This is a genomic window from Nocardia sp. NBC_00508, from assembly GCF_036346875.1.
GTDB lineage: Bacteria > Actinomycetota > Actinomycetes > Mycobacteriales > Mycobacteriaceae > Nocardia.
The window spans coordinates 1,221,412-1,245,188 of record NZ_CP107852.1 but is presented as its reverse complement, the minus strand read 5'-3'; the positions used below and the strand labels follow the sequence as shown (position 1 = coordinate 1,245,188).

The window sequence follows — 23,777 nt, the reverse complement described above, 5'->3', positions numbered from 1 at the left end:
GGCATTCCGTCACCGTTCGCCGACCGCCGTTAGGCTCGTCGGCATGACTGTTGTGCCGACTACGACCGTTCGACGGGTCACCACGACCAGGGCCGGTGGCTACTCGGCGCCGCCTTACGACTCGTTCAACCTCGGCGACCACGTGGGCGACGATCCCGCCGCGGTGCGGCGGAACCGGGATCGGCTGGCGGACGGGATCGGCCTGCTGCCCGAGCGCCTGGTCTGGATGGAACAGATCCACGGCCGCAACGTCGAAATCGTCGACGGCCCGCGCGCCGAGCCGGTGCCCGCGACCGACGCTCTCGTGACCACCGTGCCCGGCCTCGCGCTCGTCGTGCTCTCCGCCGACTGCGTGCCGATCCTGCTGTCCGACGACGAGGTCGGCGTGATCGCCGCGGTGCACGCCGGGCGCGTCGGCGCCCGCATCGGCATCGTGCCGCGCGTGCTGGAGGCGATGGTGTCGGCAGGCGCGCGCCTGGATCGCGTCGGCGCCTTTCTCGGGCCCGCCGCGTCCGGCCGTCAATACGAGGTCCCCGCCGCGATGCGCGACGATGTCGAAGCACACCTGCCGGGCAGCGCGACCACGACTGTTCGTGGAACTCCCGGTCTCGATCTGCGTGCGGGCATTTCCCGCCAGCTCAGGGAGGCCGGGATCACCGGGATCGCCGTGGACCCCCGCTGCACCATCGAGGACCGCACGCTGTTCAGCCATCGCCGCGGCGCACCGACCGGCCGGATCGGCGGGGTGATCTGGATGGAGGCCACCGCATGAGGCAGCGAACAATGGACACAGCCGAGCACTCGCTCGTGCTGGAGCCGAGCGTCAGCGAGGCGCAGGCATGAGCGAGCGCAGCGAGCGAACAATGGACACAGCCGAGCACTCGCTCGTGCTGGAGCCGAGCGTCAGCGAGGCGCAGGCATGAGTTCCCTGAGTCAACCCCTATGCGGCGATCGGTTGTTGAGTCGGTTGTTTTTTGGTGGGGTCGTAGCAGGTTTTGGTGCGCCAGCAAGCCCAGATGATGCGCAGCCAGGCGCGGCCGAGGGTGCGGATGGCGTGGGGGTGTCGTTGGCCGCGGGCGCGGGCGGCGGTGTAGCGCTGGTCTGCCCAGTCGCTGGCGCGGCGGCTGTTGTCGATCCAGGTCACCAAGGCTTGTCTGGCTCGCTGGTTGGTGGCGTGGCGGAAGGCGACGGTGTGGATTTTGCCGGAGGAGCGGGTGACCGGGGCGATGCCGGTTTCGGCGGCGAGTTGATCGAAGCTGTTGGCGCGCTCCAGGATTGGGCCGACCTCGCCGATGATCTGGGCCAGGTTCAGTGTGCCGACGCGGGGCAGATCGGCCAGCAATCTGGCGTAGGGGTGTGCGGCGAGAGCGTCGGCGATCACGGCGTCGAGTGCGTCGATGCTGGTTTGGATCGAGCGGACGAGCCCGGTCTGGGCGCGGACCAGCTGCGCGATGACCGGCTCGCCGAGCCTGCTGGCCGATGTGGGTGCCTCGCGCAGCCGGGCGAGCAGCTCGGTGCCGGGACGGCGGCCGCTGTAGTGGTGGCGGCGGCAGAACGCCTCGAGGCGGGCCGCGGTGAGCCCAGCAGCGGCCTGCGGGCTCGGGTAGCGGTCCAGGAACGCCAGCGCGATCGGCGAGTGCAGGCTGGCGAAGATCGTCCTGCCTCCGGGCCAGTGCGTGTCCAGCAGCGCGGCGAGTTGATTGACCGCGGCGATGCGCATGCCCAGGTGGTCGCCGCGCTGACGGGTCAATGCCTGCAGTTCGAGCGTTTGCGGCAGGGTCGGGGCCAGTACCGGCAGCCGGTGGCCGTCGGTGCGGGCGTAGTCGGCCAGCTTGAACCCATCGCCGGGATCGTTCTTGGCGCGGGCGGCGCCCCAACGGGGGCGAGCGGCATGAAAAGCGTTGGGGTGCACCGGAATCACCGGATGCCCGGCGGTCAGCAGCCGGTCCACGACCAGCCCGCGGGTGGTCTCGATTGCCACCGGCAACTCACCGGGCCCGCCGTAGCAGGCCAGCCGTGCCAACGCGCGAGCGATGCCGTCTTCAGTATGCGGCACCGGGAAGCGTTCGATCTTGCCACCGGCATCGTCGATCACGGTCACGTCGTGAGTGGTGCTGCCCCAGTCCCAGCCGGCGAACGCCACAGGTGTGCTCCCTCGAGGTCGATGAACTGCCTCCTCGGAAGCGAGGGCCGCCGCCGGAAGCTCATTGATCGGCCCTCTGCGGGGCATGTCCCTGACGCCGGTCCGCGGCCCTCGGCCCGGTGGGGCTGGCAGAACTCATGCTGGCCATCAAATGGCACGCGACGAAGGCCATGCACCCACCGGAACCGAGAGACAACAACCCTAACTGTTCGGGCTGCAGAAGGGATGGTGCCCCAATGAGCGAGCGAACGATGGACACAGCCACCGAGGCGGTCATGCCGGAGCTGGGCGCCGGCGGGGCGCGGGCATGACCGCCGGGGCCGAAACCGCGGCGGTGAGCCGAGCGCTCGCGGTCCGGACAGCTGAACTGTCCGGCAATCTGTCGGGCCTGCTCGCGCGGATCGACGCGGCCTGTCGCGGGACGGGACGGGCGGCGGAGACGGTGCGGCTGCTGCCGGTGACGAAATTCTTCCCCGCCTCCGACGTGGCGATCCTGCACCGGCTCGGTCGGCGCGAGTTCGGGGAGTCGCGGGAGCAGGAGGCTGCCGCCAAGGTGGCGGCACTGCGTGAGGAAGACCTCTCCGGCATCCGCTGGCACATGATCGGGCGGCTGCAGCGGAACAAAGCACGGGCGGTGGCCCGCTGGGCGCAGACCGTCCACTCGGTCGACAGCGAACGCCTGGCAACCGCACTGGACGCCGGTGCGCTGGCCGCGCTGGAGGCGGGGGACCGTACCGAACCGGTCCGGGTGTTGCTCCAGGTGAGCCTGGATGACGACCCCTCGCGCGGCGGTGTCGCGTCGGGCGATCTCGCCGCGCTCGCCGAACAGGTAGCTGCCGCGCCGGGATTGTGTTTGTCGGGTCTGATGGCGATTCCGCCCCTGGGGGCTGAGTCTGATGCGGCATTTGCACGACTTGCGACGTTGCACACTCGGTTGCTCGCCGATCATCCGGATGCGACAGAACTTTCCGCGGGAATGTCCGGAGATCTGGAATCCGCAATCGAACACGGTGCGACGGTTGTGCGTGTCGGTACCGCCTTGATGGGTGCGCGACCGATAACCTCGGCGTAGCAAAGAAACCTCATCAGTCACATTCGACACATATGCTGGGAACTGAAGAGGGCTGAGCAAGACTTCAACACCCGGCCGCCACCGGGGCCGAAGGAAGGTCGACCAGAATGAGCGAGCGCAGCGAGCGAGTAATCGACGCAGCCACGAACGTGGTCATGACGGAGCCGCGCGACAGCGAGGCGCGGTCATGAGCACGCTGCACAAGTTCAAGGCGTACTTCGGCATGGTTCCGCTCGAGGATTACGAAGACGACTACGTCGACGATCGTGCCCCCCGCGGGGTGGACGACCGTGGCGCTCGTCGGCCCCGGCCCCGTGACTACTCCGAGCGCGACGGCTATGCCGACCGCTATGGCGAAGATCGGTACGGCGCAGACCGTTTCGACGACGTCGACTACCCCGAGCCCGCCTACAAGTCGCCCTACAAGGCGGGATACTCGGTGTCACGACGCGACGACTACGCCGACGAGCCGTACGGCGACGATCGTTACGAGGCGCCGCGGCGCCCCACCCGGATCGACTCCGGCCCATCGGGCCGGTTCCGGGCGGGCGGGAGCGCGCCGACGCTGCGCGGTGCCACCCGTGGCGCGCTCGCCGTCGATCCCGACGCCGAGGAGCGCAGGCTGGAGGAGCGCGTGCGTCCCGAGCCCGCCCCGGTGCGGCGGCCCGGGATCTTCGAGGACGGAGGCCCCTTGTCCAAGATCACGACGCTGCGCCCGCGCGACTACAGCGAGGCTCGGATCATCGGCGAGCGCTTCCGTGAGGGCAACCCGGTGATCATGGACCTGGTGGATCTGAGCAACGCCGACGCCAAGCGGCTGGTCGACTTCGCCGCGGGTCTGGCCTTCGCGCTGCGCGGATCGTTCGACAAGGTGGCGACGAAAGTGTTCCTGCTCTCACCGGCGGATGTCGACGTATCAGCCGAAGAACGCAGACGTATCGCGGAAACCGGCTTCTACAACCAGAAATAAGCTCGTGATCTGGGGGGTGGAGCAGACCGGTCGCACGTCCTGGGGCGCGGTCATTTTGCGCGAAGCGATTTTTACGGCAGAGTGAACTCGTGGCCTTGTTCGCGGTGCTGTACTTCGTACTGTTCATCTTCTGGCTGTTGCTGATCAGCCGGGTGATCGTCGAGTTCATCCGTAGCTTTGCCCGAGACTGGCGTCCTACCGGTGTCGTGGTCGTCGTCCTGGAGGTGATCTTCACGATCACCGACCCTCCGGTGAAACTCCTGAGGCGGTTGATCCCCCCGGTGTCGTTGGGGGGAATTCGCCTGGATCTGTCGATAATGGTGCTGCTTTTCATCGTGTTCATCCTGATGTCGATCGTGGGCAGGCTCGGACAGCCGGTAGCTCCGGTGTGACAGAATGGGCCGAGTAGACAGCTTGCTAGATCTGCTAGATCTCCAAAAGACGCGTGAAGGGATCCTTCCATGCCGCTGACCCCAGCCGATGTGCACAACGTCGCGTTCAGCAAACCGCCGATCGGGAAGCGCGGCTACAACGAGGATGAAGTCGACGCGTTCCTGGATCTCGTGGAGCAGGAGCTCTCGCGTCTGATCGAGGAGAACGCCGATCTGCGCCAGCGGGTCGCCGAACTCGATGCGGAACTGGCCGACGCCAAGAAGAACCGCGGCCCCGCCGTGGCGAGCACCGTGAAAGCGCAGGTGCCGCAGGCTCCCCCGCCGCAGCCGGAGCCGATCAAGCCGCCGGTCCCCGCCGCGCCGCCGGCCCCGATGCCCGCCGCGCCGATGGCCAAGGACGCGAGCGCGGATGCGAATCTGCAGGCGGCCAAGGTGCTCAGCCTCGCCCAGGAGATGGCGGATCGGCTGACCAGCGACGCCAAGGCCGAAGCGGAGGGCTTGCTGTCGAATGCCAGGGCGAATTCCGAGCGACTGGTGGGCGACGCCCGCACCCGGTCGGAGGCCATGATCGCCGACGCCCGCCAGAAGTCGGACGCGCTGCTGTCGGACGCGCAGACCCGCTCGGACAGCCAGCTGCGCCAGGCCAAGGAGAAGGCCGACGCGCTGCAGGCCGATGCCGAGCGCAAGCACACCGAGATCATGGCGACCATCACCCAGCAGCGCAGCGTGCTGGAGAGCCGGATCGAGCAGCTCAAGACGTTCGAGCGGGAATACCGGGTGCGGTTGAAGTCGTACCTGGAGTCGCAGCTCGAGGAGCTGGAGAACCGCGGCTCGGCCGTCCCGGTCGACGGCGGCGAAGCGTTCGTCGACGCCAACACGGCGAACAACCTCGCGCCCGCCTCGTTCGCCAAGGGCGGCAAGTAGCACGACGCGACCCAGCGCAGCGGTCCATCCACCGCTAGGGGATCGGTCGAGCCGCCCGGCATGCCTTGGGGGTCATCATGCTCGTCTTGACACTCGTCCTTGCCGCGATCGGCTTCGCCCTGCTCGTGGCCGCGCTCACCACGGGATCTGTGATCTGGGCGTGGGGGTGCATCGTCGTGTGCGTCATCGGTGCTGTGCTCTTACTGGTGAGTGCCCTGTCCATGCGGAGGCCGGATAGTGATGTCCCGCCGCCTCCTGGTCGTCATGCCAAACGGTGAAGGCGGCCGCGCGCTGACCGGCCTCGCAAACTGAGTTGACCGCGCTGGCTAGAATCAAACCTGAATACCGCGTCGATCCGGCTATCACCGGGGAGCCTTCGGAAGAACGGCGGCACGGCCTCGGGCCGGGCGCTCAGTAGAACCGAACGGGTGAGCCCGTCACAGCTCGCGAATGAGAGGTCCGGCGTGCTGCCGGACAAGCGGGGTGGTACCGCGGTTTCGGCGCACCGGGCGCCGGCATCGTCCCCGTGCCAACGAGACACGGCACGAGGAGACGCATCCGCCATGGCGGACCACACTTCCAGCAACAGCGCGTACCCGCGCGTCGACCTGGGCGTCGGCAACGGGACGTCGTTCCCCGAGATGGAGCGCCGCGTGCTCGACGCGTGGGCGGCCGCCGACACCTTCCGCTCCAGCATCGAAAACCGTTCCGGCGCAGCGGAGTTCGTCTTCTACGACGGCCCGCCCTTTGCCAACGGTCTGCCGCATTACGGACATTTGCTCACCGGATACGTCAAGGACGTCGTCCCACGTTTCCAGACCATGCGCGGTAAGCGGGTGGAACGGCGATTCGGTTGGGACTGCCACGGATTGCCTGCGGAAATCGAAGCCGAAAAGCAGCTCGGTATCACGGACAAATCACAGATCGACGCGATGGGGCTCGCGGAATTCAACGCGGCCTGCAAATCCTCGGTGCTGCGCTACACCGGGGAATGGCGCGACTATGTGACGCGTCAGGCCCGCTGGGTCGACTTCGACAACGACTACAAGACACTCGACACCGACTTCATGGAGTCGGTGATGTGGGCGTTCAAGTCGCTCTACGACAAAGGCCTGATCTATCAGGGCTTCCGGGTGCTGCCCTACAGCTGGTACGAGCAGACGCCGCTGTCGAATCAGGAGACCCGCCTCGACGACGCGTACAAGATGCGTCAGGACCCGGCGGTCACCGTCGACATGGCGCTGCGGGTACCGGCCGAGCATCCGCTGCACGAACTCGACGGTGCCAACGCACTGATCTGGACCACCACGCCGTGGACGCTGCCGTCGAACCTGGCGATCGCGGTGCATCCCGAGTTCACCTATGTGCACCTGCGGGGCAAGGACGGAAAGCGGTACCTGGTTGCCGCCGAACGTGTGTCGCACTACGCCCGCGAATTCGGCGAGGAACCGGAAGTGCTGTCGGAGCATCTCGGCGCCGCGCTGGCCGAGCTGCGCTACGAGCCGCCGTTCGACTTCTTCGCCGGGCACCCGAACGCGCACCGCGTGCTGAACGCCGACTATGTCACCACCGACTCCGGTACCGGCATCGTGCACCTCGCACCGGCCTTCGGTGAGGAGGACATGGAGGTCGCGAGCTCGCACGGCATCGAGCTGGTGCAGCCGCTGGATCCGGGTGGCAAGTTCACCTCGATGGTCCCGCCGTACGAGGGCCTGATGGTATTCGACGCCAACCCGGTGATCATCAAGGATCTCAAGGCCGCGGGAAAGCTGTTGCGGCACGAGACGATCGAGCACTCCTACCCGCACAGCTGGCGCTCCGGGCAACCGCTGATCTACATGGCCGTGCCGTCCTGGTTCGTCGCGGTCACCAAGTTCCGGGAACGGATGGTCGAGCTGAACAAGCAGATCACCTGGGTGCCCGAGCACATCCGCGACGGCCAGTTCGGCAAGTGGCTGGAGGGTGCGCGGGACTGGAACATCAGCCGCAACCGCTACTGGGGCAGCCCCATCCCGGTGTGGGTGTCCGACGATCCGGCCTATCCGCGCGTCGACGTGTACGGCTCGCTGGACGAACTGGAACGCGACTTCGGCGTGCGCCCGACCGATCTGCACCGTCCGATGATCGACGAGCTCACCCGGCCGAACCCCGACGACCCGACCGGAGACTCCACCATGCGCCGGGTGCCCGAGGTGCTGGACTGCTGGTTCGAGTCCGGCTCGATGCCGTATGCCCAGGTGCACTACCCGTTCGAGAACAAAGAGTGGTTCGACAGCCACTTCCCCGGTGATTTCATCGTCGAGTACAACGGGCAGACCCGCGGCTGGTTCTACACGCTGCACGTGCTCGCGACCGCACTATTCGATGCCCCGGCTTTCGATACCGTTGCCGCGCACGGCATCGTGCTCGGCGACGACGGGCTGAAGATGAGCAAGTCCAAGGGCAACTACCCGGATGTGAACGAGGTGTTCGACCGGGACGGCTCCGACGCCATGCGCTGGTTCCTGATGAGTTCGCCGATCCTGCGCGGCGGCAACCTCATCGTCACCGAGCGCGGCATCCGCGAGGGCGTCGGCCACGCGCTGCGGCCGCTGTGGAACGCCTGGACCTTCCTGCAGCTCTACGCGACCGAGCCGGGGACATGGCGGACGGATTCGCCGCACGTGCTGGACCGCTACATCCTGGCGAAGCTGGCGCAGACCAGAGATGTCATCACCGAGGCGATGGAGGTCTACGACATCGCGGGCGCCTGCGAGGAGTTGCGCGCGTTCGCCGATGCGTTGACCAACTGGTACGTGCGCCGGTCGCGGTCGCGGTTCTGGAGCGAGGACCGTGCCGCGGTGGACACCCTGCACACGGTGCTCGAGGTGGTCACAAGACTGGCGGCGCCGTTGCTGCCGCTGATCACCGAGGTGATCTGGCGCGGGCTGACCGGTGGCGATTCGGTGCACGTGGCCGACTGGCCGAAGGAAGGCGAGCTGCCGGACGATCCGGAGCTGGTCGCCGCCATGGACGAGGTGCGCGTGGTGTGTTCGACGGTGCTGAGCCTTCGCAAGGCGCAGAATCTGCGGGTGCGGCTGCCACTGGCCGAGGTCACCATCGCGGCGGCCGACGCCGAGCGGCTGGCGCCGTTCACCGACATCATCGCCGACGAGGTCAACGTCAAGAAGGTGGACCTGACCACCGACGTGGACGTGCACGGCCGTTTCGAGCTGGTGGTCAACGCCCGCGCCGCGGGTCCACGTCTGGGCAAGGACGTGCAGACGGTGATCAAGGCGGTCAAGGCAGGGGAGTGGGCCGAGGACGCCGACGGCCTGGTCCAGGCCGCCGGAATCGCTCTGCTGCCCGAGGAATACACCCAGCGCCTGGTCGCCGCCGAGCCGGAGTCGACCGCCGCGCTGCCCGGCAACGCGGGCCTGGTGGTGCTGAATTCCGTGGTCACCGAGGAACTGGAGGCCGAGGGCTGGGCGCGCGACCTGATCCGCGATCTCCAGGAGACCAGGAAGTCCTCCGGTCTGGACGTGTCCGACCGCATCACCGTGGTCTTGGAGGTTCCCGCCGACCGGGCCGCGTGGGCCGAGAGCCATCGCGACCTGATCGCGGGCGAGATCCTCGCCACCACACTGACCTTCGGCGACGCGGGCCCGGAGGCCGCCGATCTCGTGGGTGGTGTGCGGGCGAAGGTCACCAAGGCCTGAGCGCTGGATTCCGGGCGAGTCGGGGCGGGACCGAACGGTCCCGCCCCGACTGCTGTTCCGAGGGTTTCCGAACTGCGAAATCGTACTTCTGTTCCCTTTCTGAGCGGGTCCGAAACGCGTCAAATGAGAGATATGGATCACATGCTGAGAATTTGCTGATTTCTCCCATTTGACCGAACCTCGGGAGAGAATCGGCGATGTTGCTGCTGGTGCGGAGGTGACTCCTGGGGCAGCAGTTTCGATAGTGATGTGCCCTAGCTGTACTTCGTCGCGTCCGGCGCGCATGCGCCAGGCACGGTCACCGGCCGCTCTCCTTCGATGGCGCTGCTGGTGCCGTGCGTTAGCCAGGGTCGCCGAACGGCGCCCCCGACAATCGGGCTACGAAGGGACGAGCACGTGCCGAGCAGACCATTGCGCCGTACCGCACTCGGATTCTTGCTATCGATCATCGCGACTCTCATGCTCGCCGGGACCGCCTGGTGCGACACCGGCAGCGCCTCCGGCTTCGGGCTGGGCAATGGATCCGGGTCGGCGTCCGGCATCAGTCCCGGCAGTGCTACCAGCGGCTCGGCGGGGATACCGCTGCCGGTGCCCAGTGCGACCGGACTCTTGGCGCTGGCGGCGGCGACGACACAGCTCGGCAAACCATACGAGTGGGGCGGTACCGGACCGTTCAGCTGGGACTGCTCGGGTCTGGTGCAGTGGGCGTTCCGGCAGGCCGGGGTGAAACTTCCGCGCACGACCTGGCAGCAGGCCAAGGTGGGCACCCCGGTCCCGCGGGCCATTCTCATGCCCGGCGATGTGGTGGTGCTGAACCAGGACGGTTCGCACGTCGGCATCTACGCCGGTATGGGCCAGGTGCTGAATGCCTATGGCTCGGGTGTGCCGGTCGGCTTCACCCCTCTCAAGCAATTCGACATCTACGCCATTCGCCGCTTCTGACCGCACCGCGCTCGGCGTCGCCGTGGGCATGGCGCGCTGGTTTGCTGGTCAGCGAACGCACCTGCTCGACAGGAACATGGCGAAGCGTCGGGCTACAGCTCGGCGACGGGAAGTCCGTGTGGCAGCGCCGCCGAGCGCAATCGGCGATCGCACAGCCGGCGGACCGGCTAGCCGTTGCCCGGACGTTCGTCAGTCGTCGAGGCCGTCGGCGAGGGTGCGCAGCAGTGGGCCGTACTGCGGATGCGCCAGCGCGGACGCGAATTGCGCGACCAGGTAGTCGGCCGGATTGCCGGTGTCGTACCAGCGGCCGCGGATCACCTGGCCGAACACCGAGTTGTTCGCGGCGTGCACGTTGATCGCGTCGGTGAGGTACACCTCCCCGGTGCGGTGCTCGTACCACGCATCGGTCTGGGCGCGCAGCTCGTCGATGATTCCGGGCGTGACCACGTAGCCGCCGATCGCGGCGAAAGACGACGGCGCGTCTTTCGGCTTCGGCTTCTCGCGCAATCCGGTGATGCGCAGCAGGCCGTTGCCGTGGTCGTCGGCCACCACCGGCACGCCGTAGCGCTGTGAGTCGGCCGGGTCCATCGGCATCAGCGCCAGGACGGGCGCTCCGGTGGCCTCGTAGGCGTCGATGAGCTGCTGGGCGCGGGGCACCTCGGCCACGAACACGTCGTCGGGCCACAGCACCAGCATCGGCTCGTCGCCGAGATTGCGGGCGGCGTTGAGCACCGGGGTGCCGTTGCCGTACGGGCCGTGCTGGTCGAGGTAGGTGATGTGGCCGAGCCGGGACAGCTCGCCGACCTCCTCGACCGCGTCGGCGAAGGCGGTCTTTCCGTCCGCGCGTAGCTGGGCCACCAGCGCCGGGTTGGGGCGGAAGTGATCCTGGATCAATGATTTTCCGCCGCTGACCACGATGGTGATGTCGGTGATGCCCGAGGCGACCAGCTCGCGGACCGTGTGCTCGATCACCGGCTTGTCACCGACCGGCAGCATCTCCTTGGGGATCGCCTTGGTCAGCGGAAGCAGCCGGGAGCCGATACCGGCGGCCGGGATGACGGCCTTGCGGATACTCATGGGTCCGATCATCACATACCGAAGGCTGCATCTAATTGCAGCGCCTGCGGCGCTGCGTGTTCGCGGCCCCCTTATGGCTCGCGTCCGAGCGACCGCCGCTAGCGACTTCGTCGCGGACGCGGCGGCCACTCGGACGCGAGCCGGGCCGCGAACAGTAATGCTCGGTCTCGCTGCGCTCGAAAGCGTGAGTTGGGCCGACGGGTTGCGTCGGGCGGCAACTGCACCGCTCTCGTGCGCCCTGAAAAGCTTCGCTCGAAAACGAGCGATTAGCACGCTAGCCGTACTCCGCAGCCTGCGTCTGCTCGTGCCCGGCGTGCAGCGTCACCACATGCGAGGACATGTCGGTGGCCGGGCGTACATTGCTGCCGTGTGTACCGGAGAGGCGACCGTCGCCGGGATAGTTGAGCGCGTGGCCACGCCTGCGATCCGGAGGGCTACGTCCGGCGAGCATGTCACCGGTGATCCATGGTCCAGACAATGTACGGCGCGACAGCGGTGAACGGAGGGCATCCGCCCGTGCTCGCCGCCGCGGACAGCACGGCCCGGCGCTGGGTTCTGCACATCGATATGGACGCGTTCTTCGCCTCGGTCGAGCAGCTGACCAGGCCGACGCTGCGCGGGCGGCCGGTGCTGGTCGGCGGGACCGGCGGGCGCGGCGTGGTGGCCGGAGCCAGTTATGAGGCGAGGGTGTTCGGCGCGCGCTCGGCGATGCCGATGCATCAGGCGCGCAGGCTGGTCGGCGTCACCGCGGTGGTGGTGCCACCGCGCGGCGCCGTTTACGGGGTGGTCAGCGGACAGGTCTTCGACGTGCTGCGCCGCCGGATCCCGGTACTGGAGACGCTGTCGTTCGACGAGGCGTTCGGCGAGCCCGCCGAGCTGGCGGGCGCGACGGTGGCGCGGGTGCACGCGTTCTGCGAAGAACTGCGCGCGTTGGTGCGCGAACGCACCGGGCTGACCGCCTCGGTCGGCGCGGGCACCGGAAAGCAGCTGGCCAAGATCGCGTCCAATCTGGCCAAACCCGATGGGGTCCGGGTGATTTCGCCGGTCGAGCAGCCGCATTTGCTGGCCGGGCTCCCGGTCCGCAAACTATGGGGGATCGGGCCGGTCGCGGAGAGCAGATTGCGCACGCTCGGCATCGAGACCGTGGGCGCCTTCGCGGCCCTGCCGGAATCCGAGGCGATGTCGATTCTCGGCGGCAGCGTGGGCGCCGCGCTGCATCGGCTCGCGCGTGGCATCGACGACCGGCCGGTCGCCGAGCGCACCGAGGCCAAGCAGATCAGCGCCGAGACCACCTACGAAGCCGATATCGTCACCCTGGCCCAACTGCGCCCGGCCATCGAGGACATGGCCGCGGCGGCGCATCGGCGCCTGGTCGGTGACGGGCGCGCCGCCCGCACCGTGGTGCTCAAGCTGAAGAAGTCCGATATGTGCATCGTCACCCGCTCCTTCACTCTGCCCTATGCGACCGAGGACCTGGCCACTCTCGCCGCCGCCGCGCAGCGCTCGGCTCTCGACCCACGTGACCTCGGCCCGATCCGGCTGGTCGGGGTGAGCTACGGCGGTTTGTCCACGGTCCGCCAGGAATCGCTGTTTCCCGAACTCGATCGCGGCCCGGTCGCCGACCTCCCCGCGGCGGAACCGGAGCCCGAGCCGATGCTGCCCGACGACCAGAGTGGTGCCGCGCAGTCCACCCTGCCGGTCACCGTCTGGCATCCCGGCCTGGACGTGACGCATCCCGAGCACGGTCACGGCTGGGTGCAGGGCGCGGGGTTGGGCGTGGTCACCGTTCGCTTCGAAACCCGTTCGACCGGTCCGGGTCCCGCGCGCACCTTCGCGTCCGGCGACGCCGCGCTCGCGCGGGCCGATCCGCTGGGGAGTCTGCTCTGACCGACCAGGCGGCCGACTCGACATCGCCCGGTCGGACGCGTACTTTCGCTGCCGACGACATCCGTCGGTGCCGTGTGGATCCGGCCGGTGGTGCCCGGTGCCGGTAGCCTTGGGCCTCGTGCAGCGTCGCCGTTTCGGATGGGGGCTGCCATGGTGGAACACGACACGGACCTCTCGAACGCAAAGGACGAGCAGTTGAAGCTTCGTAAGACTGGACGCATCGCGATCGCCGGCCTGGCCATCGTCGCCGCGCTGGGCATGACCGCGTGCGGCAGCGACGACAAGGACAGCAAGCCCGCCGCCAAGACGTCGACCAGCGCCAAGGCGTCGGCGACCGCGAGCGCGAACCTGCCGCCGGTCCCGACCGTCGCGGAGCTGAACACCGCGCTCTCGCGTGCGCTGGACCCGACGGTTCCGGCCACCGAGAAGCTGGACAACGTCCAAGGGGCCGAAGCCGATCCGACGCTGCCGGAGCGCCTGTCCCAGGCCGCGTCCGGCGCCGACGTGAAGATCGAGGTCACCGATGTCACCTCGTTCGGCGACAGCGTGAACGCCAAGGCCAAGTTCACCCTGAACGGCCAGGAGAACATCGTCGACGTGCCGTTCGTCGCCGACAACGGCAAGTGGAAGATCCAGAAGGCCTGGGCCTGCACCATGCTCACCAACCTGGGCCAGCAGTCGGCGGCCTGCGCCTAGAAGTCGCGGTCGGACGAAGTCCGTCTACCGCCCGCGCCGGGCCGAGGCGAGACAGCCGCGTAGTCCGCGAAATCGGTCGGGTCGGCCACCGGGGTGAATCCGGGGGCCGACCCGTCTTCGCGAATCACTCCGCGCCACGGTGCGATTCGAGCGGTCGCGGAAATCCGCAGGCCCGCACGCTAGATCATTCGCAGGACCGCGCACGTCGCGGTGGCGTGCGCGTAGAGGTCGCCGTCCTCGACGCCGACCAGGCGCGCTTCCGCGCTGGCGGTGGTGGGCCCGACGTGGATCGCGGTGCCCTCACAACGCAGCGTCCGCGTGTCGGTGCGCACGGCCCGGTGCACATGGATGCCGATCTGGACCGAGGTGGATCGCGTCCCGCCGGGCAGCCTCGTCATCACCGCCGCACCAAGGGCTGCTTCGAGCAGGGTCGTCACGAAGCCGCCGTGCACCCCGGCCATCGGGTCGAGCAGATGATCACCGGGCTCGCCCTCGAACACCACCGTCCCATCGCCGACCTGCGCCAGCCGGAAGCCGAGCGCGCTCAGGATCAGGGCATCCGGAAATCGTCCTTCGAGCGCTTCCTGCAGGATCTCCCGGCCGCTCATGCCCCGGATGTCGGGGGTCGTCGCGGAACGTGGCCCCCAGGTGCGGGTGCCGGAGCGAAGAGGTTGGGCCGCTGTCATAGGTCGACGCTACGAGGGCTGCCCGGCTGGGCAACAGTGTCGGATCCGACACCTTCGCGACTATTTCCGACACTGCAACGTCTTGCATGTCCGCTGACAACGCCTTAGCGCGGCCTCTTCGGTGCCGCACCTCACACCTTGATCACCTCGAGGCCCGGCATCGCGTCGTAGTCGCCATCCTGAGTCACGATCGGTATGCCCTGTGCCAGGGCGGTGGCCGCGATCCAGCTGTCATTGATCGGGACTTTGCGCCCGGCGGCCCGTAGACGGGACACCAGCAGCGCCCAACATTCCGCGACGGTCTCGTCCACTTCCAGCGGCTGGAATCGCTGTGCCAACTGGTAGGTCGACAACCTGCGGGCCGATGTCTCAGGGTCGGTGGCGTGCAGGACGCCGAGACGTAATTCACCGAGAGTGATTACCGAGACGCCCCATTCGTATCCCTCGAACCTGGCCGGATCGAATCGATCTGCCTCGAGACCGATGAATATCGACGTGTCCGCCAATGCGCGCTCGGTGGTCACCACGGCAGGTCGTCCGTCGTTTCGGTCAATGTCTCACGCAACTCCTGCCGCAGGCCGGTGGTGTCCGGGCCGAGGCGGAGCAGTTCGCGGATGACTTCCGAAGCGGGCATCCACTGTCGGCGCCGGGGCAGTGGGATGATCTTCGCGACCGGCCGGTTGTCCTTGAGGATTTCGATCTCCTCACCGGCCTCGACACGTCGCAGCACCTCGGCGGTGTGATTCCGCAAGTCGCGAGCTGGGAGCGAACTCATGCTACAAGTGTAGCTCTCTGCTACAGCTGTAGCAGTACTGCGCGGAGGATTTGTCGAGTTCCAGGCGCCACCGAGTGCCCCGCTCGGCGTGCGGGTTACGCGCCGCTCGGGCGCATGGGCGGTTCGGTAACGACGTCGCCCCGCGTGCGCCGGAGGCGGCGGGTCCGCAGCAGCGCGTCGGTGGTGAAGATCGCCAGTGCGGTCCAGATCAGCGCGAAACCGGCCCAGCGAGAGGCGGGCATCGGCTCGTGCGCGATGGCGACGCCCCAGGTCATCTGTAGCGCGGGCGTGAGGTACTGCAGGAGGCCCATGGTGGACAGCGCGACCCGTTGGGCCGCGACGGCGAACAGCAGCAGGGGGACGAGGGTGACCGGTCCGGTCGCCATCATCAGCGCGAGATGACCTGGGCTGGAGGCGAATTCGCTGCACCCGGTGACCGCGAGACCGATCGCGAAGGCCAGCGCGAACGGCGCGGCGACAATGCCCTCGGCGGCGATGCCGCGCAGCGCGTCCAGCGGGATCACCTTCTTCACCAGACCGTAGGTGGCGAAGGAACAGGCCAGCGTCAGGGCGATGACCGGCGGCCTGCCGTAGTCGACGGTGAGCACGGCCACCGCCGTCGCGCCGAGGGCGAGAGCGGCCCACTGGGCGCCGGTCAACCGCTCGCGGAAGATCAGCACGCCGAACGCGACGGTGACCAGCGGGTTGATGAAGTACCCGAGCGCGCACTCGACGATGTGGCCCGACGTGACGCCGTACACGTACACACCCCAGTTGAGCGCGATCGCGGCCGAGGCGACGGCGGCCAGCCGCCAGGTTCGGCCGCTGATACCGCGCAGCTCGCGCAGTCGCCCGCTCGCCGCGAGTACCGCGAGCACCAGGACGAGCGTCCAGACGATCCGCTGTGCCACCACCTCGCCCGCGTCGGCGAACGCCAGCAACCCGAAGAACGCGGGGAAAAGTCCCCAGAGGAAGAACGCGCTCATGCCGAACACCACACCGGGGATGGACCTGCTTCGCCGCACGAAGACGAAACTAGTTGTCCCGTAGCCTTGCGGTCATGTCGATTACCGTGCAGGTGCTCGCAGCCACTGGACTCAGTTCGGCTGAGGTCGAGCAACGCCGCCGCGACGGCCGCACCAACGATGTGCCGGATCGCGCCAGCCGCTCGGTGCGCGACATCGTGCGCGCGAACGTCTTCACCAGGATCAACGCCATCCTCGGTGTGCTGTTCGTCCTGATCCTGGCCACCGGCTCGCTCATCGACGGCATGTTCGGCCTGCTCATCGTCGCCAACAGCGCGGTCGGCATCATCCAGGAGATCCGCGCCAAACGCACCCTGGACCAGCTCGCCATCGTCGGGCAGGCCAAGCCGACCGTGCGCCGGGACGGGACGGCCGTCGAGATCGCGCCGCGCGAGGTGGTGCTCGACGACCTGATCGAGCTCGGCCCCGGCGACCAGATCGTCGTGGACGGCACGGTCGAGGAGTCCGCGCTGCTCGAGGTGGACGAATCGCTGCTCACCGGCGAAGCCGACCCGATCGACAAGGCGGTCGGCGCCCCGGTGATGTCCGGCAGCTTCGTGGTCTCCGGGTCCGGCGCCTATCGCGCCACCAAGGTCGGCCGGGACGCCTACGCCGCGCGGCTGGCCGAGGAGGCGAGCAAATTCACCCTGGTGCACTCCGAGCTGCGCAGCGGTATCGACAAGATCCTGAAGTTCATCACCTACCTGCTCATCCCCGCGGGCCTGCTGAGTATCTACAACCAGCTGGTCTCCAGCAAGGAGTCGTGGCGGCCCGCGGTCAGCGGCATGGTCGCCGCGCTGGTGCCGATGGTGCCCGAGGGGCTGGTACTGATGACCTCGATCGCGTTCGCGGTCGGCGTGGTGCGGCTGGGGCGGCGCAAGTGCCTGGTGCAGGAGCTGCCCGCGATCGAGGGGCTGGCCCGCGTCGACGTAGTGTGCGCGGACAAGACCGGCACGCTGACCGAGAACGGCATGCGGCTGTCGGACCTGAAGACGCTGGACACCTTCGACGACGCCGAGGTTCGTACCGCGCTGGCCGCGCTGGCCGCCGACGATCCGCGCCCGAACGCGAGCGTGCAGGCGATCGCCGAGGCCCTGCCGGACGGTCCCGGCTGGCAGCGCACCGCCGTCGCGCCGTTCTCCTCGGCCAAGAAGTGGAGCGGCTGCTCCTATGGCGAGCACGGCGACTGGCTGCTCGGCGCGCCGGACGTGCTGCTCGACCCGGACTCCGCGGACGCGCGCGTCGCCGAAGAACTCGGATCCTCCGGTCTGCGCGTCCTGCTGCTGGCGCGCAGCGACCGACCCGTCGACGCGCCGGACGCCCCCGGTCTCGTTCGGCCCGGCGCCCTGGTCGTGCTGGAACAGAAGGTCCGGCCCGACGCCCGCGACACGCTCGAATACTTTGCCGGCCAGAACGTTTCGATCAAGGTGATCTCCGGCGACAACGCCGTGTCGGTCGGTGCGGTGGCCTCCTCGCTCGACCTGCCGGGCGGCGACCACCCGATCGACGCGCGGGAGCTGCCGGAGGACCGCGACGCGCTGGCCGACGCGCTGGACCGCAATACCACCTTCGGCCGGGTGCGCCCGGATCAGAAGCGCGCCATGGTGGCGGCCCTACAGGCGCGCGGGCACACCGTGGCGATGACCGGCGACGGCGTGAACGACGTTCTCGCGCTGAAGGATTCGGATATCGGCGTGGCCATGGGCGCGGGCAGCCCGGCCACCCGCGCCGTGGCGCAGATCGTGCTGCTGGACAACAAGTTCGCCACGCTGCCCTACGTGGTCGGCGAGGGCCGCCGGGTGATCGGCAATATCGAGCGGGTCTCGAATCTGTTCCTGACCAAGACCGTCTATTCCGTGCTGCTCGCGTTCCTGGTCGGCGTCGCCGGAGTCGGCTCGCAAATCTTCGACTATGCGCCTATCGGCTACCCGTTCCTGCCGCGGCACGTGACGATCGCGGCCTGGTTCACCATCGGCATCCCGGCGTTCATCCTCTCGCTCGCGCCCAACAACGAGCGCGCCCGCACCGGCTTCGTCGGACGCGTGATGCGGTTGGCCATCCCGTCGGGCGCCGTGATCGGCGTGGCCACCTTCGTCGCCTACCTGATCGCCTACGCGGGGCCGCAGGCGAGCGAAGAACAGAAGGTCCAGGCGGGCACCACCGCGCTCATCACGCTGATCATGATCGCGGTATGGGTGCTCGCCATCGTGGCGCGGCCGTACGTCTGGTGGAAGGTCGCGCTGATCGCGGTGTCGGTGGCGGCGTACGTCTTCCTGTTCACCGTTCCGTTCACGCGCGAATTCTTCAAACTCGACCCCTCCAACGTCGCACTCACCAGCGCGGCGGTGATCTGCGGCGCAGTCGGCATCGTCCTCGTGGAGGCTGCCTGGTGGATGAGCGCGGCGATGCTCGGAGACAAGCGGCAACTGCTCCCCAGCTCGCCGAGCGGGGCAGCCTGACGGACTGGTCGGCTGACTTACCGCATTCCGAGAAGCCTTGTGCGAGGGGGGCATTCAGGGTTGGAGTACCTTCTCGGATATGGAGGTACTGCTGCACCAGATCGACGCGTTCGCCGACGCACCGTTCTCGGGCAACCCGGCCGCGGTGATGCCGCTTCCGTCGTGGCTGCCGGATGCGTTGCTGCAACAGCTGGCCGAGGAGAACAACCTCGCCGACACCGCGTTCTACACCCCGCACTTACCGCCCGAGGCGGGTGTGCCGCCCGGTGACTGGCCCGCCTTCCACCTCCGCTGGTTCACGCCGAAGGCGGAGGTGGCGCTCTGCGGGCACGCCACCTTGGCCAGCGCGGCGCAGATCCTGGTCGACATGCATCCCGGTGCGGACCGGGTGAGCTTCTACACCCGCAGCGGCTGGCTGCATGTCGATCGCACCGATGACGACGAGTTCGTCCTCGACCTGCCGGTCGTGCCGAGTGTTCCGGTGCGGCCCGATCCGGCGCTCGTCGCGGCGCTCGGAGTGCGTCCGGTGCGCGCCTACTCCGGTACCGACGAGGTGATCGTGGTGGCGACCGAACAGGAGGTGCGGAACACCGCGCCGGTGCTGTCCGCGTTCCCGGCGCTGTCGCGCGCCGCGATCGTCACCGCTCCCGGCGACTCGGTCGACTTCGTCTCCCGGTTCTTCGCTCCGGCGTTGGGAGTCCCCGAGGATCCGGTGACCGGATCCGCGCATGCCCAGCTGGTCCCGCTGTGGAGCGAGCAGCTCGGCCGCACCGAAATGCACGCCAGGCAGCTGTCACGCCGCGGCGGCAGCCTGCGCTGCGAACTGGCGGAGGACCGCGTGTTGCTGTTCGGCCGCTGCCATCGGTACCTCGACGGGGTGGTCACCCTGCCCGACTGACAGACGCGCAATCTCCGCTGCGGCGCTGTTGCGCGAACGAGGCTTGGCTGCGGTGCGTGTGGAGGGGGCCGGGCTTTTCGGTCCGGTGCGGACGCGCGGATCGCTTATGGGGCCGGAACCGGGCCGTCGTCGGGGCCGGGCAGGACGACGTCGCGGTATTCGGGCAGCAGCGGGACGACCGCGAAGCTGCCTGCCACCGCGTCCGCGGGGAGCGCTTGGACGGCGCGGATACCGTTCCGGGCGGCCAGGTTTCGCAATTCCGCCAGCGGACCGCGGACGACGAGCCCGACGACACACGCGCACCCTGCCCGCAGGCGCTCGGCGGAGACCGCGACGATCCGGGCGGCCCGGTCATTGGTGGGCCGGGGCAGCAGCCAGGCCGCGTACTGCGCCGAATCCACCGCCGCACCAATGCCTTCCGGGACCGGCACGGCGACCAGCGGGGTTTGCACGCGCAGCAGCGTTATCCGGTACAACACCTCGGCGATACGCATGCCGCTGCTGTGCGCCGGAATCTGTTCCGGCGCCACGGGTTCGGTGAACGACACCAGCGCCCAATGCTGGTCGGCATCGCTTCCGGCCAGCGAATCCCGCGCACGCGCAAGGTACTCCGCGACCTGTTCGCCCTGATCCGGCCCGAGCCGGTCGGTGGACACCCCGTCCTGTCGCGGCGGATTCAGCACGCCGAGCGCGACGATCAACGCGACCAGCGCGACGGCAACCGCGGCGAGGGCGGGCCCACGCCATGCCGGTACCCGTCGGTCAGGCATTGCGCAAGATGTCCAGGGCGTGTTTCAGGTCGTCCGGGTACTCGCTGGTGATCTCCAGGTAGCGGCCGTCGGCGGGGTGCTGGAACCCCAGTGACCGGGCGTGCAGCCACTGGCGTTGCAGCCCGAGCCGCTCGGCCAGGCGAGGGTCCGCGCCGTAGGTGAGATCGCCGCAGCAAGGGTGGCGAATCGCCGAGAAATGCACCCGGATCTGATGGGTGCGGCCGGTTTCCAAGTGGATGTCCAGCAGGCTGGCCGAAGGGAACGCCTCGACGGTGTCGTAGTGCGTGATACTCGGGCGTCCGTCGGCGGTGACGGCGAACTTCCAGTCGTTGCCGCGCGCCCGGCCGATCGGGGCATCGATGGTGCCGCTACTGGGATCCGGATGCCCCTGGACGACAGCGTGATACCGCTTGTCGACCGTGCGCTGCTTGAACGCGCGCTTGAGCACCGTGTAGGCGTGCTCGGACTGGGCGACCACCATCACACCGGAGGTGCCGACATCGAGGCGGTGCACAATGCCCTGCCGTTCGTGGGCGCCCGAGGTGGAGATGCGGTAGCCCGCCGCGGCCAGCCCGCCCACCACGGTCGGCCCGTTCCAGCCGACGCCGGTATGCGCGGCCACGCCGACCGGCTTGTCCACCGCGACGATGTCGTCGTCCGCGTAGAGGATCTTCATGCCCTCCACGGGCTCGGCCTCGATGGTCAGCTCCCGCCGGGGTTCCGGGAACTCCACCTCGAGCCACGCTCCCGCGGTGAGCCGGTCGGACTTGCCCGCGGCGATGCCGTCGAGCTGCACCGAGCCCTCCTCGGCCAGCGCGGCCACGGCGGTGCGGGACAGGCCGAGCAAACGGGACAGGCCCGAGTCCACCCGCATGCCGTCGAGCCCGTCGGGGACGGGCATGGTCCTGGTCTCCCTCATGCCGCGCTGCTCTCGCCCGCGCCGTCCGCTTTGCCGTGGCCGACCCGTGTGCCGTTCGGCTCGAAGCCGAACACGGTGAGCACCACGAGCAGGACCGCCCCGCACACGATGGCGGAGTCGGCCACGTTGAACACCGGCCACCAGCCGATCGCGACGAAATCGACCACGTGCCCCTGCAGCGGACCCGGCGCGCGGAACAGCCGGTCCACCAGGTTGCCCAGCGCGCCGCCGAGCACCATGCCCAGGCCGATCGCCCACCACAGCGAGCGCAGGGTACGGCCGATGCGCACCACGCCGACCACGACGGCGGCGGCGACCAGGGTCAGCAACCAGGTCATGCCGGTGGCCATGGAGAACGCCGCACCGGGATTGCGTACCAGGCTCAGGCGTGCGAAGTCGCCGATGATCGACACCGGATCGCCCGGCGTCAGGTTCGCGACCGCGAGGGTCTTGGTGAGCAGATCCAGGCCGAGTAGAACCGCGGCGATGACGAGCAGCGTCCGCAACCGCTGCGGCGGGATCGTCGTCGGATCGGCGGTGTCTGTCTGGCTTTCCTCGGGCGGCCGGTCGTCACTCACGCCGACCATCATCTCTCGAGCGGAATCGCGACTGGTGCGCGCGTCCGATTGCCCCGGCGGACGGGCGGTTCGTATTCGTATGGCGCGCCCACTCCGATGTCCCAGCTGACACTCAGGAAGCGGTCGTACTCTGTTGCTCGTGACGGTGTTGCCTTACCCCCACCTTCCACGGAACGCGCACTCCGGACGGAGTGCGTGCTCCGGTCGCATCGCGCGCTCAGGTGTGCTGCTCATGGTGCTCGCGGTCGGGCTCTCCGCGTTCGGCGTCGGTTGCGCCGACGGCGCGGAATCGCGCCGCGAAACCGACGGTACCGAGCCCCTCGGCATCGGTAAGGAAGTGACCGTGCCCATCCCGGCCGCGGTGCCCACGATCGTCTCGGCCGGGGCCGAGCCACGGTCGTTGCTGCGGCCGGACTACCCGGCGGGCACGGTGCAACGGGTCACGCTCTACACCGCGCACCACATCGAACAGCAGCTCGACGAACAGCCGAAGCGCGACTTCTCCACCCCCGCTGTGACCATTCCGATGACCGCGCAGACCACCGCCGAGGGCATCGATTTGACCCTCGGCGCGGTCACCTCCCCGGACCCGACGCTCTCCAAGGCGCTCACCAAGATCGGCGGCTCGCACGCGGGCTTCGACCTCAGCGATCTCGGCGCGATCACCGCGCTGCGGCTCGAGTCGGCGCCGGACGCCTCCAACACCGCGCGCGCGGCCCTCGAGCAGGCGTTCTACCAGGCGGTCTACCGCTCGGTCACGTTCCCCGACCAGCCCGTCGGCGAAGGCGCGGTGTGGACCGTGCAGCAGGAGGTGACCGGCGGCGTCCTGCTCGACCAGGTGACCACCGCCACGCTGACCGCGCGCGACGGTGATCGGCTCACCATCGAACTGCACGTCACGCAGAAGCCCAAGTCGCTGGTGTGGAACTTGCCGAACAATGCGGGCACCCTGGACATCCGGGACTACGTCATGCAGGGCACGGGCACCATAACCGTGGATCTCGGCTTGCCGCTGCCGGTGGCCGGGTCCATCACCGTCGGCGGGCACCAGTCCTACCGCGATCCACGCACCGCCAGCACGCTGCGGCAGACGATCGATACGCAGGTGTCGTGGGCCGAGTGATCCGCGCGTGCGGCCTGCTGACCGCGGCCCTGTCCGCCGTGCTCGTCGCGGGCTGCGGGTCCGCCGAGCCCGCCACCGAACTGCCCGAAGTGCCCGAGCTGTCGCCACTGGGTCCTGTGGTCGCGGCCGCCCCGGTCACCGCGGCACCCGAGACCGATTCCGATCGCCTGCGCGCTGGGTTGCTCGGCGACGCGAACCTGCCGCCGGGCTTCACCGCCCTGCCGCCGCGCGCCGATGCGGGAACGGCCGCCGCCTCGCCCACGAATCCGGCGGAATGCGTGAAGGTGCTCAGTCCGCTCGGCGCGCAATACTCCGGCGCGCTCGCACAGGCGTCCACGCAATACGCCGGGCCGAATTTCTCCAGTATCGATATCGACGCGGCGAGTTATCCGCGTGACGCGGTCGCGGGCGCGTTTTCGGCCGTGCAGGAGATACTGCGCCGCTGCGCGCAATACTCCGGCGCCGACGCCACCGATATCCCGGTGGAGTACCGGATCGGCGGGCTCGCCCAGCCACCCGCGGGCGATGCCGTCGCCGCCTTCCAGGTGCGCACCACCAGCGAGGGGCTGACGCTCGGCTCGTCGGTGGCGATCGTGCAGGTCGGCGGCACCGTGCTGCAGGTCGCGGTGACCGCACCGGAGGCGGTCGACCCGGAGGTGCTGAGTGCGCTGACGGCTGCGCAGGTGCGGCGGCTGACGGGCGTCGCCGGTCCCTGATTTCCGACGATCCGGCTCGGTCCGGCG

24 protein-coding genes are annotated in these 23,777 nt (G+C 68.7%); 14 read left to right on the top strand and 10 right to left on the bottom strand.

Annotated elements, in window-relative coordinates; all coding sequences use genetic code 11:
• Positions 1-43: 43 nt before the first annotated feature.
• Entirely contained in the window at positions 44-772 is a 729-nt protein-coding gene (pgeF, locus tag OHA40_RS05485; RefSeq protein WP_330231978.1) for a peptidoglycan editing factor PgeF, read from the top strand.
• Between the two features lie 168 nt (positions 773-940).
• Here the strand turns inward: pgeF and OHA40_RS05480 are convergent, their stop codons facing one another.
• The gene (locus OHA40_RS05480) at positions 941-2,143 is read right to left on the bottom strand and encodes an IS110 family transposase (protein WP_330228174.1); all 1,203 of its coding nucleotides are present in this window, start codon (positions 2,141-2,143) and stop codon (positions 941-943) included.
• 307 nt (positions 2,144-2,450) lie between these two features.
• Between OHA40_RS05480 and OHA40_RS05475 the strand changes: the two genes are divergently transcribed.
• From OHA40_RS05475 to OHA40_RS05445, 7 genes are all read left to right on the top strand, one after another.
• Positions 2,451-3,215 (top strand): YggS family pyridoxal phosphate-dependent enzyme, encoded by a 765-nt coding sequence (locus OHA40_RS05475; protein WP_330231977.1) that lies wholly within the window; start codon positions 2,451-2,453, stop codon positions 3,213-3,215.
• 187 nt (positions 3,216-3,402) lie between these two features.
• Positions 3,403-4,185 (top strand): cell division protein SepF, encoded by a 783-nt coding sequence (locus OHA40_RS05470; RefSeq protein ID WP_330231976.1) that lies wholly within the window; start codon positions 3,403-3,405, stop codon positions 4,183-4,185.
• Positions 4,186-4,274: 89 nt separating this feature from the next.
• Positions 4,275-4,577 carry a YggT family protein gene (locus OHA40_RS05465; RefSeq protein ID WP_039797136.1) on the top strand — a complete coding sequence of 101 codons (303 nt, stop codon included), beginning with the start codon at positions 4,275-4,277 and terminating at the stop codon, positions 4,575-4,577.
• 69 nt (positions 4,578-4,646) lie between these two features.
• Positions 4,647-5,501 (top strand): DivIVA-like cell division protein Wag31, encoded by an 855-nt coding sequence (gene wag31 / locus OHA40_RS05460; protein ID WP_330231975.1) that lies wholly within the window; start codon positions 4,647-4,649, stop codon positions 5,499-5,501.
• Between the two features lie 77 nt (positions 5,502-5,578).
• Positions 5,579-5,779: a hypothetical protein gene (locus OHA40_RS05455; RefSeq protein WP_330231974.1), complete on the top strand. Its 201-nt coding sequence runs from the start codon at positions 5,579-5,581 to the stop codon at positions 5,777-5,779.
• Positions 5,780-6,064: 285 nt separating this feature from the next.
• Positions 6,065-9,199 (top strand): isoleucine--tRNA ligase, encoded by a 3,135-nt coding sequence (gene ileS, locus OHA40_RS05450; RefSeq protein ID WP_330231973.1) that lies wholly within the window; start codon positions 6,065-6,067, stop codon positions 9,197-9,199.
• A 396-nt stretch (positions 9,200-9,595) separates the two neighbouring features.
• Positions 9,596-10,141, top strand: coding sequence for a C40 family peptidase (locus tag OHA40_RS05445; RefSeq protein WP_442943930.1), 546 nt, complete (start codon positions 9,596-9,598; stop codon positions 10,139-10,141).
• Positions 10,142-10,330: 189 nt separating this feature from the next.
• Here OHA40_RS05445 and OHA40_RS05440 read toward each other — a convergent pair whose 3' ends face one another.
• Positions 10,331-11,218, bottom strand: a complete 888-nt coding sequence (locus OHA40_RS05440) for a UTP--glucose-1-phosphate uridylyltransferase (protein ID WP_330231972.1) — start codon at positions 11,216-11,218, stop codon at positions 10,331-10,333.
• 274 nt (positions 11,219-11,492) lie between these two features.
• Positions 11,493-11,669, bottom strand: a complete 177-nt coding sequence (locus tag OHA40_RS05435; protein WP_330231971.1) for a hypothetical protein — start codon at positions 11,667-11,669, stop codon at positions 11,493-11,495.
• A gap of 26 nt (positions 11,670-11,695) precedes the next feature.
• On the opposite strand from OHA40_RS05435, the gene OHA40_RS05430 reads away from it, so the two are divergent.
• Both OHA40_RS05430 and OHA40_RS05425 read left to right on the top strand, forming a co-directional pair.
• On the top strand, positions 11,696-13,105 hold the full coding sequence (locus OHA40_RS05430) for a DNA polymerase IV (RefSeq protein WP_330231970.1): 1,410 nt from the start codon (positions 11,696-11,698) through the stop codon (positions 13,103-13,105).
• Between the two features lie 150 nt (positions 13,106-13,255).
• Complete coding sequence (locus OHA40_RS05425; RefSeq protein WP_330231969.1) at positions 13,256-13,801, top strand: hypothetical protein; 546 nt, start codon at positions 13,256-13,258, stop codon at positions 13,799-13,801.
• Positions 13,802-13,980: 179 nt separating this feature from the next.
• On the opposite strand, the gene OHA40_RS05420 is transcribed toward OHA40_RS05425, so the two are convergent.
• From OHA40_RS05420 to rarD, 4 genes are all read right to left on the bottom strand, one after another.
• The gene (locus OHA40_RS05420; protein ID WP_330231968.1) at positions 13,981-14,487 is read right to left on the bottom strand and encodes a PaaI family thioesterase; all 507 of its coding nucleotides are present in this window, start codon (positions 14,485-14,487) and stop codon (positions 13,981-13,983) included.
• Between the two features lie 131 nt (positions 14,488-14,618).
• Entirely contained in the window at positions 14,619-15,011 is a 393-nt protein-coding gene (locus OHA40_RS05415) for a type II toxin-antitoxin system VapC family toxin (protein ID WP_330234055.1), read from the bottom strand.
• Positions 15,008-15,262: a type II toxin-antitoxin system Phd/YefM family antitoxin gene (locus tag OHA40_RS05410; protein WP_330231967.1), complete on the bottom strand. Its 255-nt coding sequence runs from the start codon at positions 15,260-15,262 to the stop codon at positions 15,008-15,010. The genes OHA40_RS05415 and OHA40_RS05410 overlap by 4 nt, the downstream gene beginning before the upstream one ends.
• Positions 15,263-15,357: 95 nt before the next feature.
• A complete protein-coding gene (gene rarD, locus OHA40_RS05405) occupies positions 15,358-16,248 on the bottom strand; it encodes an EamA family transporter RarD (RefSeq protein WP_330234054.1) in 891 nt (296 codons plus the stop codon).
• 74 nt (positions 16,249-16,322) lie between these two features.
• Here rarD and OHA40_RS05400 point away from each other — a divergent pair, with 74 nt between their 5' ends.
• Both OHA40_RS05400 and OHA40_RS05395 read left to right on the top strand, forming a co-directional pair.
• On the top strand, positions 16,323-18,746 hold the full coding sequence (locus tag OHA40_RS05400; RefSeq protein ID WP_330231966.1) for an HAD-IC family P-type ATPase: 2,424 nt from the start codon (positions 16,323-16,325) through the stop codon (positions 18,744-18,746).
• Positions 18,747-18,825: 79 nt separating this feature from the next.
• Complete coding sequence (locus OHA40_RS05395) at positions 18,826-19,644, top strand: PhzF family phenazine biosynthesis protein (protein WP_330231965.1); 819 nt, start codon at positions 18,826-18,828, stop codon at positions 19,642-19,644.
• 104 nt (positions 19,645-19,748) lie between these two features.
• Here OHA40_RS05395 and OHA40_RS05390 read toward each other — a convergent pair whose 3' ends face one another.
• From OHA40_RS05390 to lspA, 3 genes are read right to left on the bottom strand one after another with little or no spacing between them, the layout of a single operon-like run.
• Positions 19,749-20,414, bottom strand: a complete 666-nt coding sequence (locus OHA40_RS05390) for a hypothetical protein (RefSeq protein WP_330231964.1) — start codon at positions 20,412-20,414, stop codon at positions 19,749-19,751.
• Complete coding sequence (locus OHA40_RS05385; protein ID WP_330231963.1) at positions 20,407-21,333, bottom strand: RluA family pseudouridine synthase; 927 nt, start codon at positions 21,331-21,333, stop codon at positions 20,407-20,409. The genes OHA40_RS05390 and OHA40_RS05385 overlap by 8 nt, the downstream gene beginning before the upstream one ends.
• Positions 21,330-21,923 (bottom strand): signal peptidase II, encoded by a 594-nt coding sequence (lspA, locus tag OHA40_RS05380; protein ID WP_330231962.1) that lies wholly within the window; start codon positions 21,921-21,923, stop codon positions 21,330-21,332. The genes OHA40_RS05385 and lspA overlap by 4 nt, the downstream gene beginning before the upstream one ends.
• Positions 21,924-22,044: 121 nt before the next feature.
• Between lspA and OHA40_RS05375 the strand changes: the two genes are divergently transcribed.
• Both OHA40_RS05375 and OHA40_RS05370 read left to right on the top strand, forming a co-directional pair.
• Positions 22,045-23,034, top strand: coding sequence for a hypothetical protein (locus OHA40_RS05375; protein WP_442943929.1), 990 nt, complete (start codon positions 22,045-22,047; stop codon positions 23,032-23,034).
• Positions 23,022-23,750, top strand: a complete 729-nt coding sequence (locus OHA40_RS05370) for a hypothetical protein (protein ID WP_330231960.1) — start codon at positions 23,022-23,024, stop codon at positions 23,748-23,750. Before OHA40_RS05375 ends, OHA40_RS05370 begins: the two co-directional genes overlap by 13 nt.
• The last annotated feature ends 27 nt before the right edge of the window (positions 23,751-23,777 follow it).

Coding starts and splice junctions, on each gene's coding strand:
- pgeF (WP_330231978.1), top strand. CDS start 44: ATGACTGTTGTGCCGACTACGACCGTTCGACGGGTCACCACGACCAGG.
- OHA40_RS05475 (WP_330231977.1), top strand. CDS start 2,451: ATGACCGCCGGGGCCGAAACCGCGGCGGTGAGCCGAGCGCTCGCGGTC.
- OHA40_RS05470 (WP_330231976.1), top strand. CDS start 3,403: ATGAGCACGCTGCACAAGTTCAAGGCGTACTTCGGCATGGTTCCGCTC.
- wag31 (WP_330231975.1), top strand. CDS start 4,647: ATGCCGCTGACCCCAGCCGATGTGCACAACGTCGCGTTCAGCAAACCG.
- OHA40_RS05455 (WP_330231974.1), top strand. CDS start 5,579: ATGCTCGTCTTGACACTCGTCCTTGCCGCGATCGGCTTCGCCCTGCTC.
- ileS (WP_330231973.1), top strand. CDS start 6,065: ATGGCGGACCACACTTCCAGCAACAGCGCGTACCCGCGCGTCGACCTG.
- OHA40_RS05440 (WP_330231972.1), bottom strand. CDS start 11,218: ATGAGTATCCGCAAGGCCGTCATCCCGGCCGCCGGTATCGGCTCCCGG.
- OHA40_RS05435 (WP_330231971.1), bottom strand. CDS start 11,669: ATGCTCGCCGGACGTAGCCCTCCGGATCGCAGGCGTGGCCACGCGCTC.
- OHA40_RS05430 (WP_330231970.1), top strand. CDS start 11,696: ATGTACGGCGCGACAGCGGTGAACGGAGGGCATCCGCCCGTGCTCGCC.
- OHA40_RS05425 (WP_330231969.1), top strand. CDS start 13,256: ATGGTGGAACACGACACGGACCTCTCGAACGCAAAGGACGAGCAGTTG.
- OHA40_RS05420 (WP_330231968.1), bottom strand. CDS start 14,487: ATGACAGCGGCCCAACCTCTTCGCTCCGGCACCCGCACCTGGGGGCCA.
- OHA40_RS05410 (WP_330231967.1), bottom strand. CDS start 15,262: ATGAGTTCGCTCCCAGCTCGCGACTTGCGGAATCACACCGCCGAGGTG.
- rarD (WP_330234054.1), bottom strand. CDS start 16,248: ATGAGCGCGTTCTTCCTCTGGGGACTTTTCCCCGCGTTCTTCGGGTTG.
- OHA40_RS05400 (WP_330231966.1), top strand. CDS start 16,323: ATGTCGATTACCGTGCAGGTGCTCGCAGCCACTGGACTCAGTTCGGCT.
- OHA40_RS05395 (WP_330231965.1), top strand. CDS start 18,826: ATGGAGGTACTGCTGCACCAGATCGACGCGTTCGCCGACGCACCGTTC.
- OHA40_RS05390 (WP_330231964.1), bottom strand. CDS start 20,414: ATGCCTGACCGACGGGTACCGGCATGGCGTGGGCCCGCCCTCGCCGCG.
- OHA40_RS05385 (WP_330231963.1), bottom strand. CDS start 21,333: ATGAGGGAGACCAGGACCATGCCCGTCCCCGACGGGCTCGACGGCATG.
- lspA (WP_330231962.1), bottom strand. CDS start 21,923: ATGATGGTCGGCGTGAGTGACGACCGGCCGCCCGAGGAAAGCCAGACA.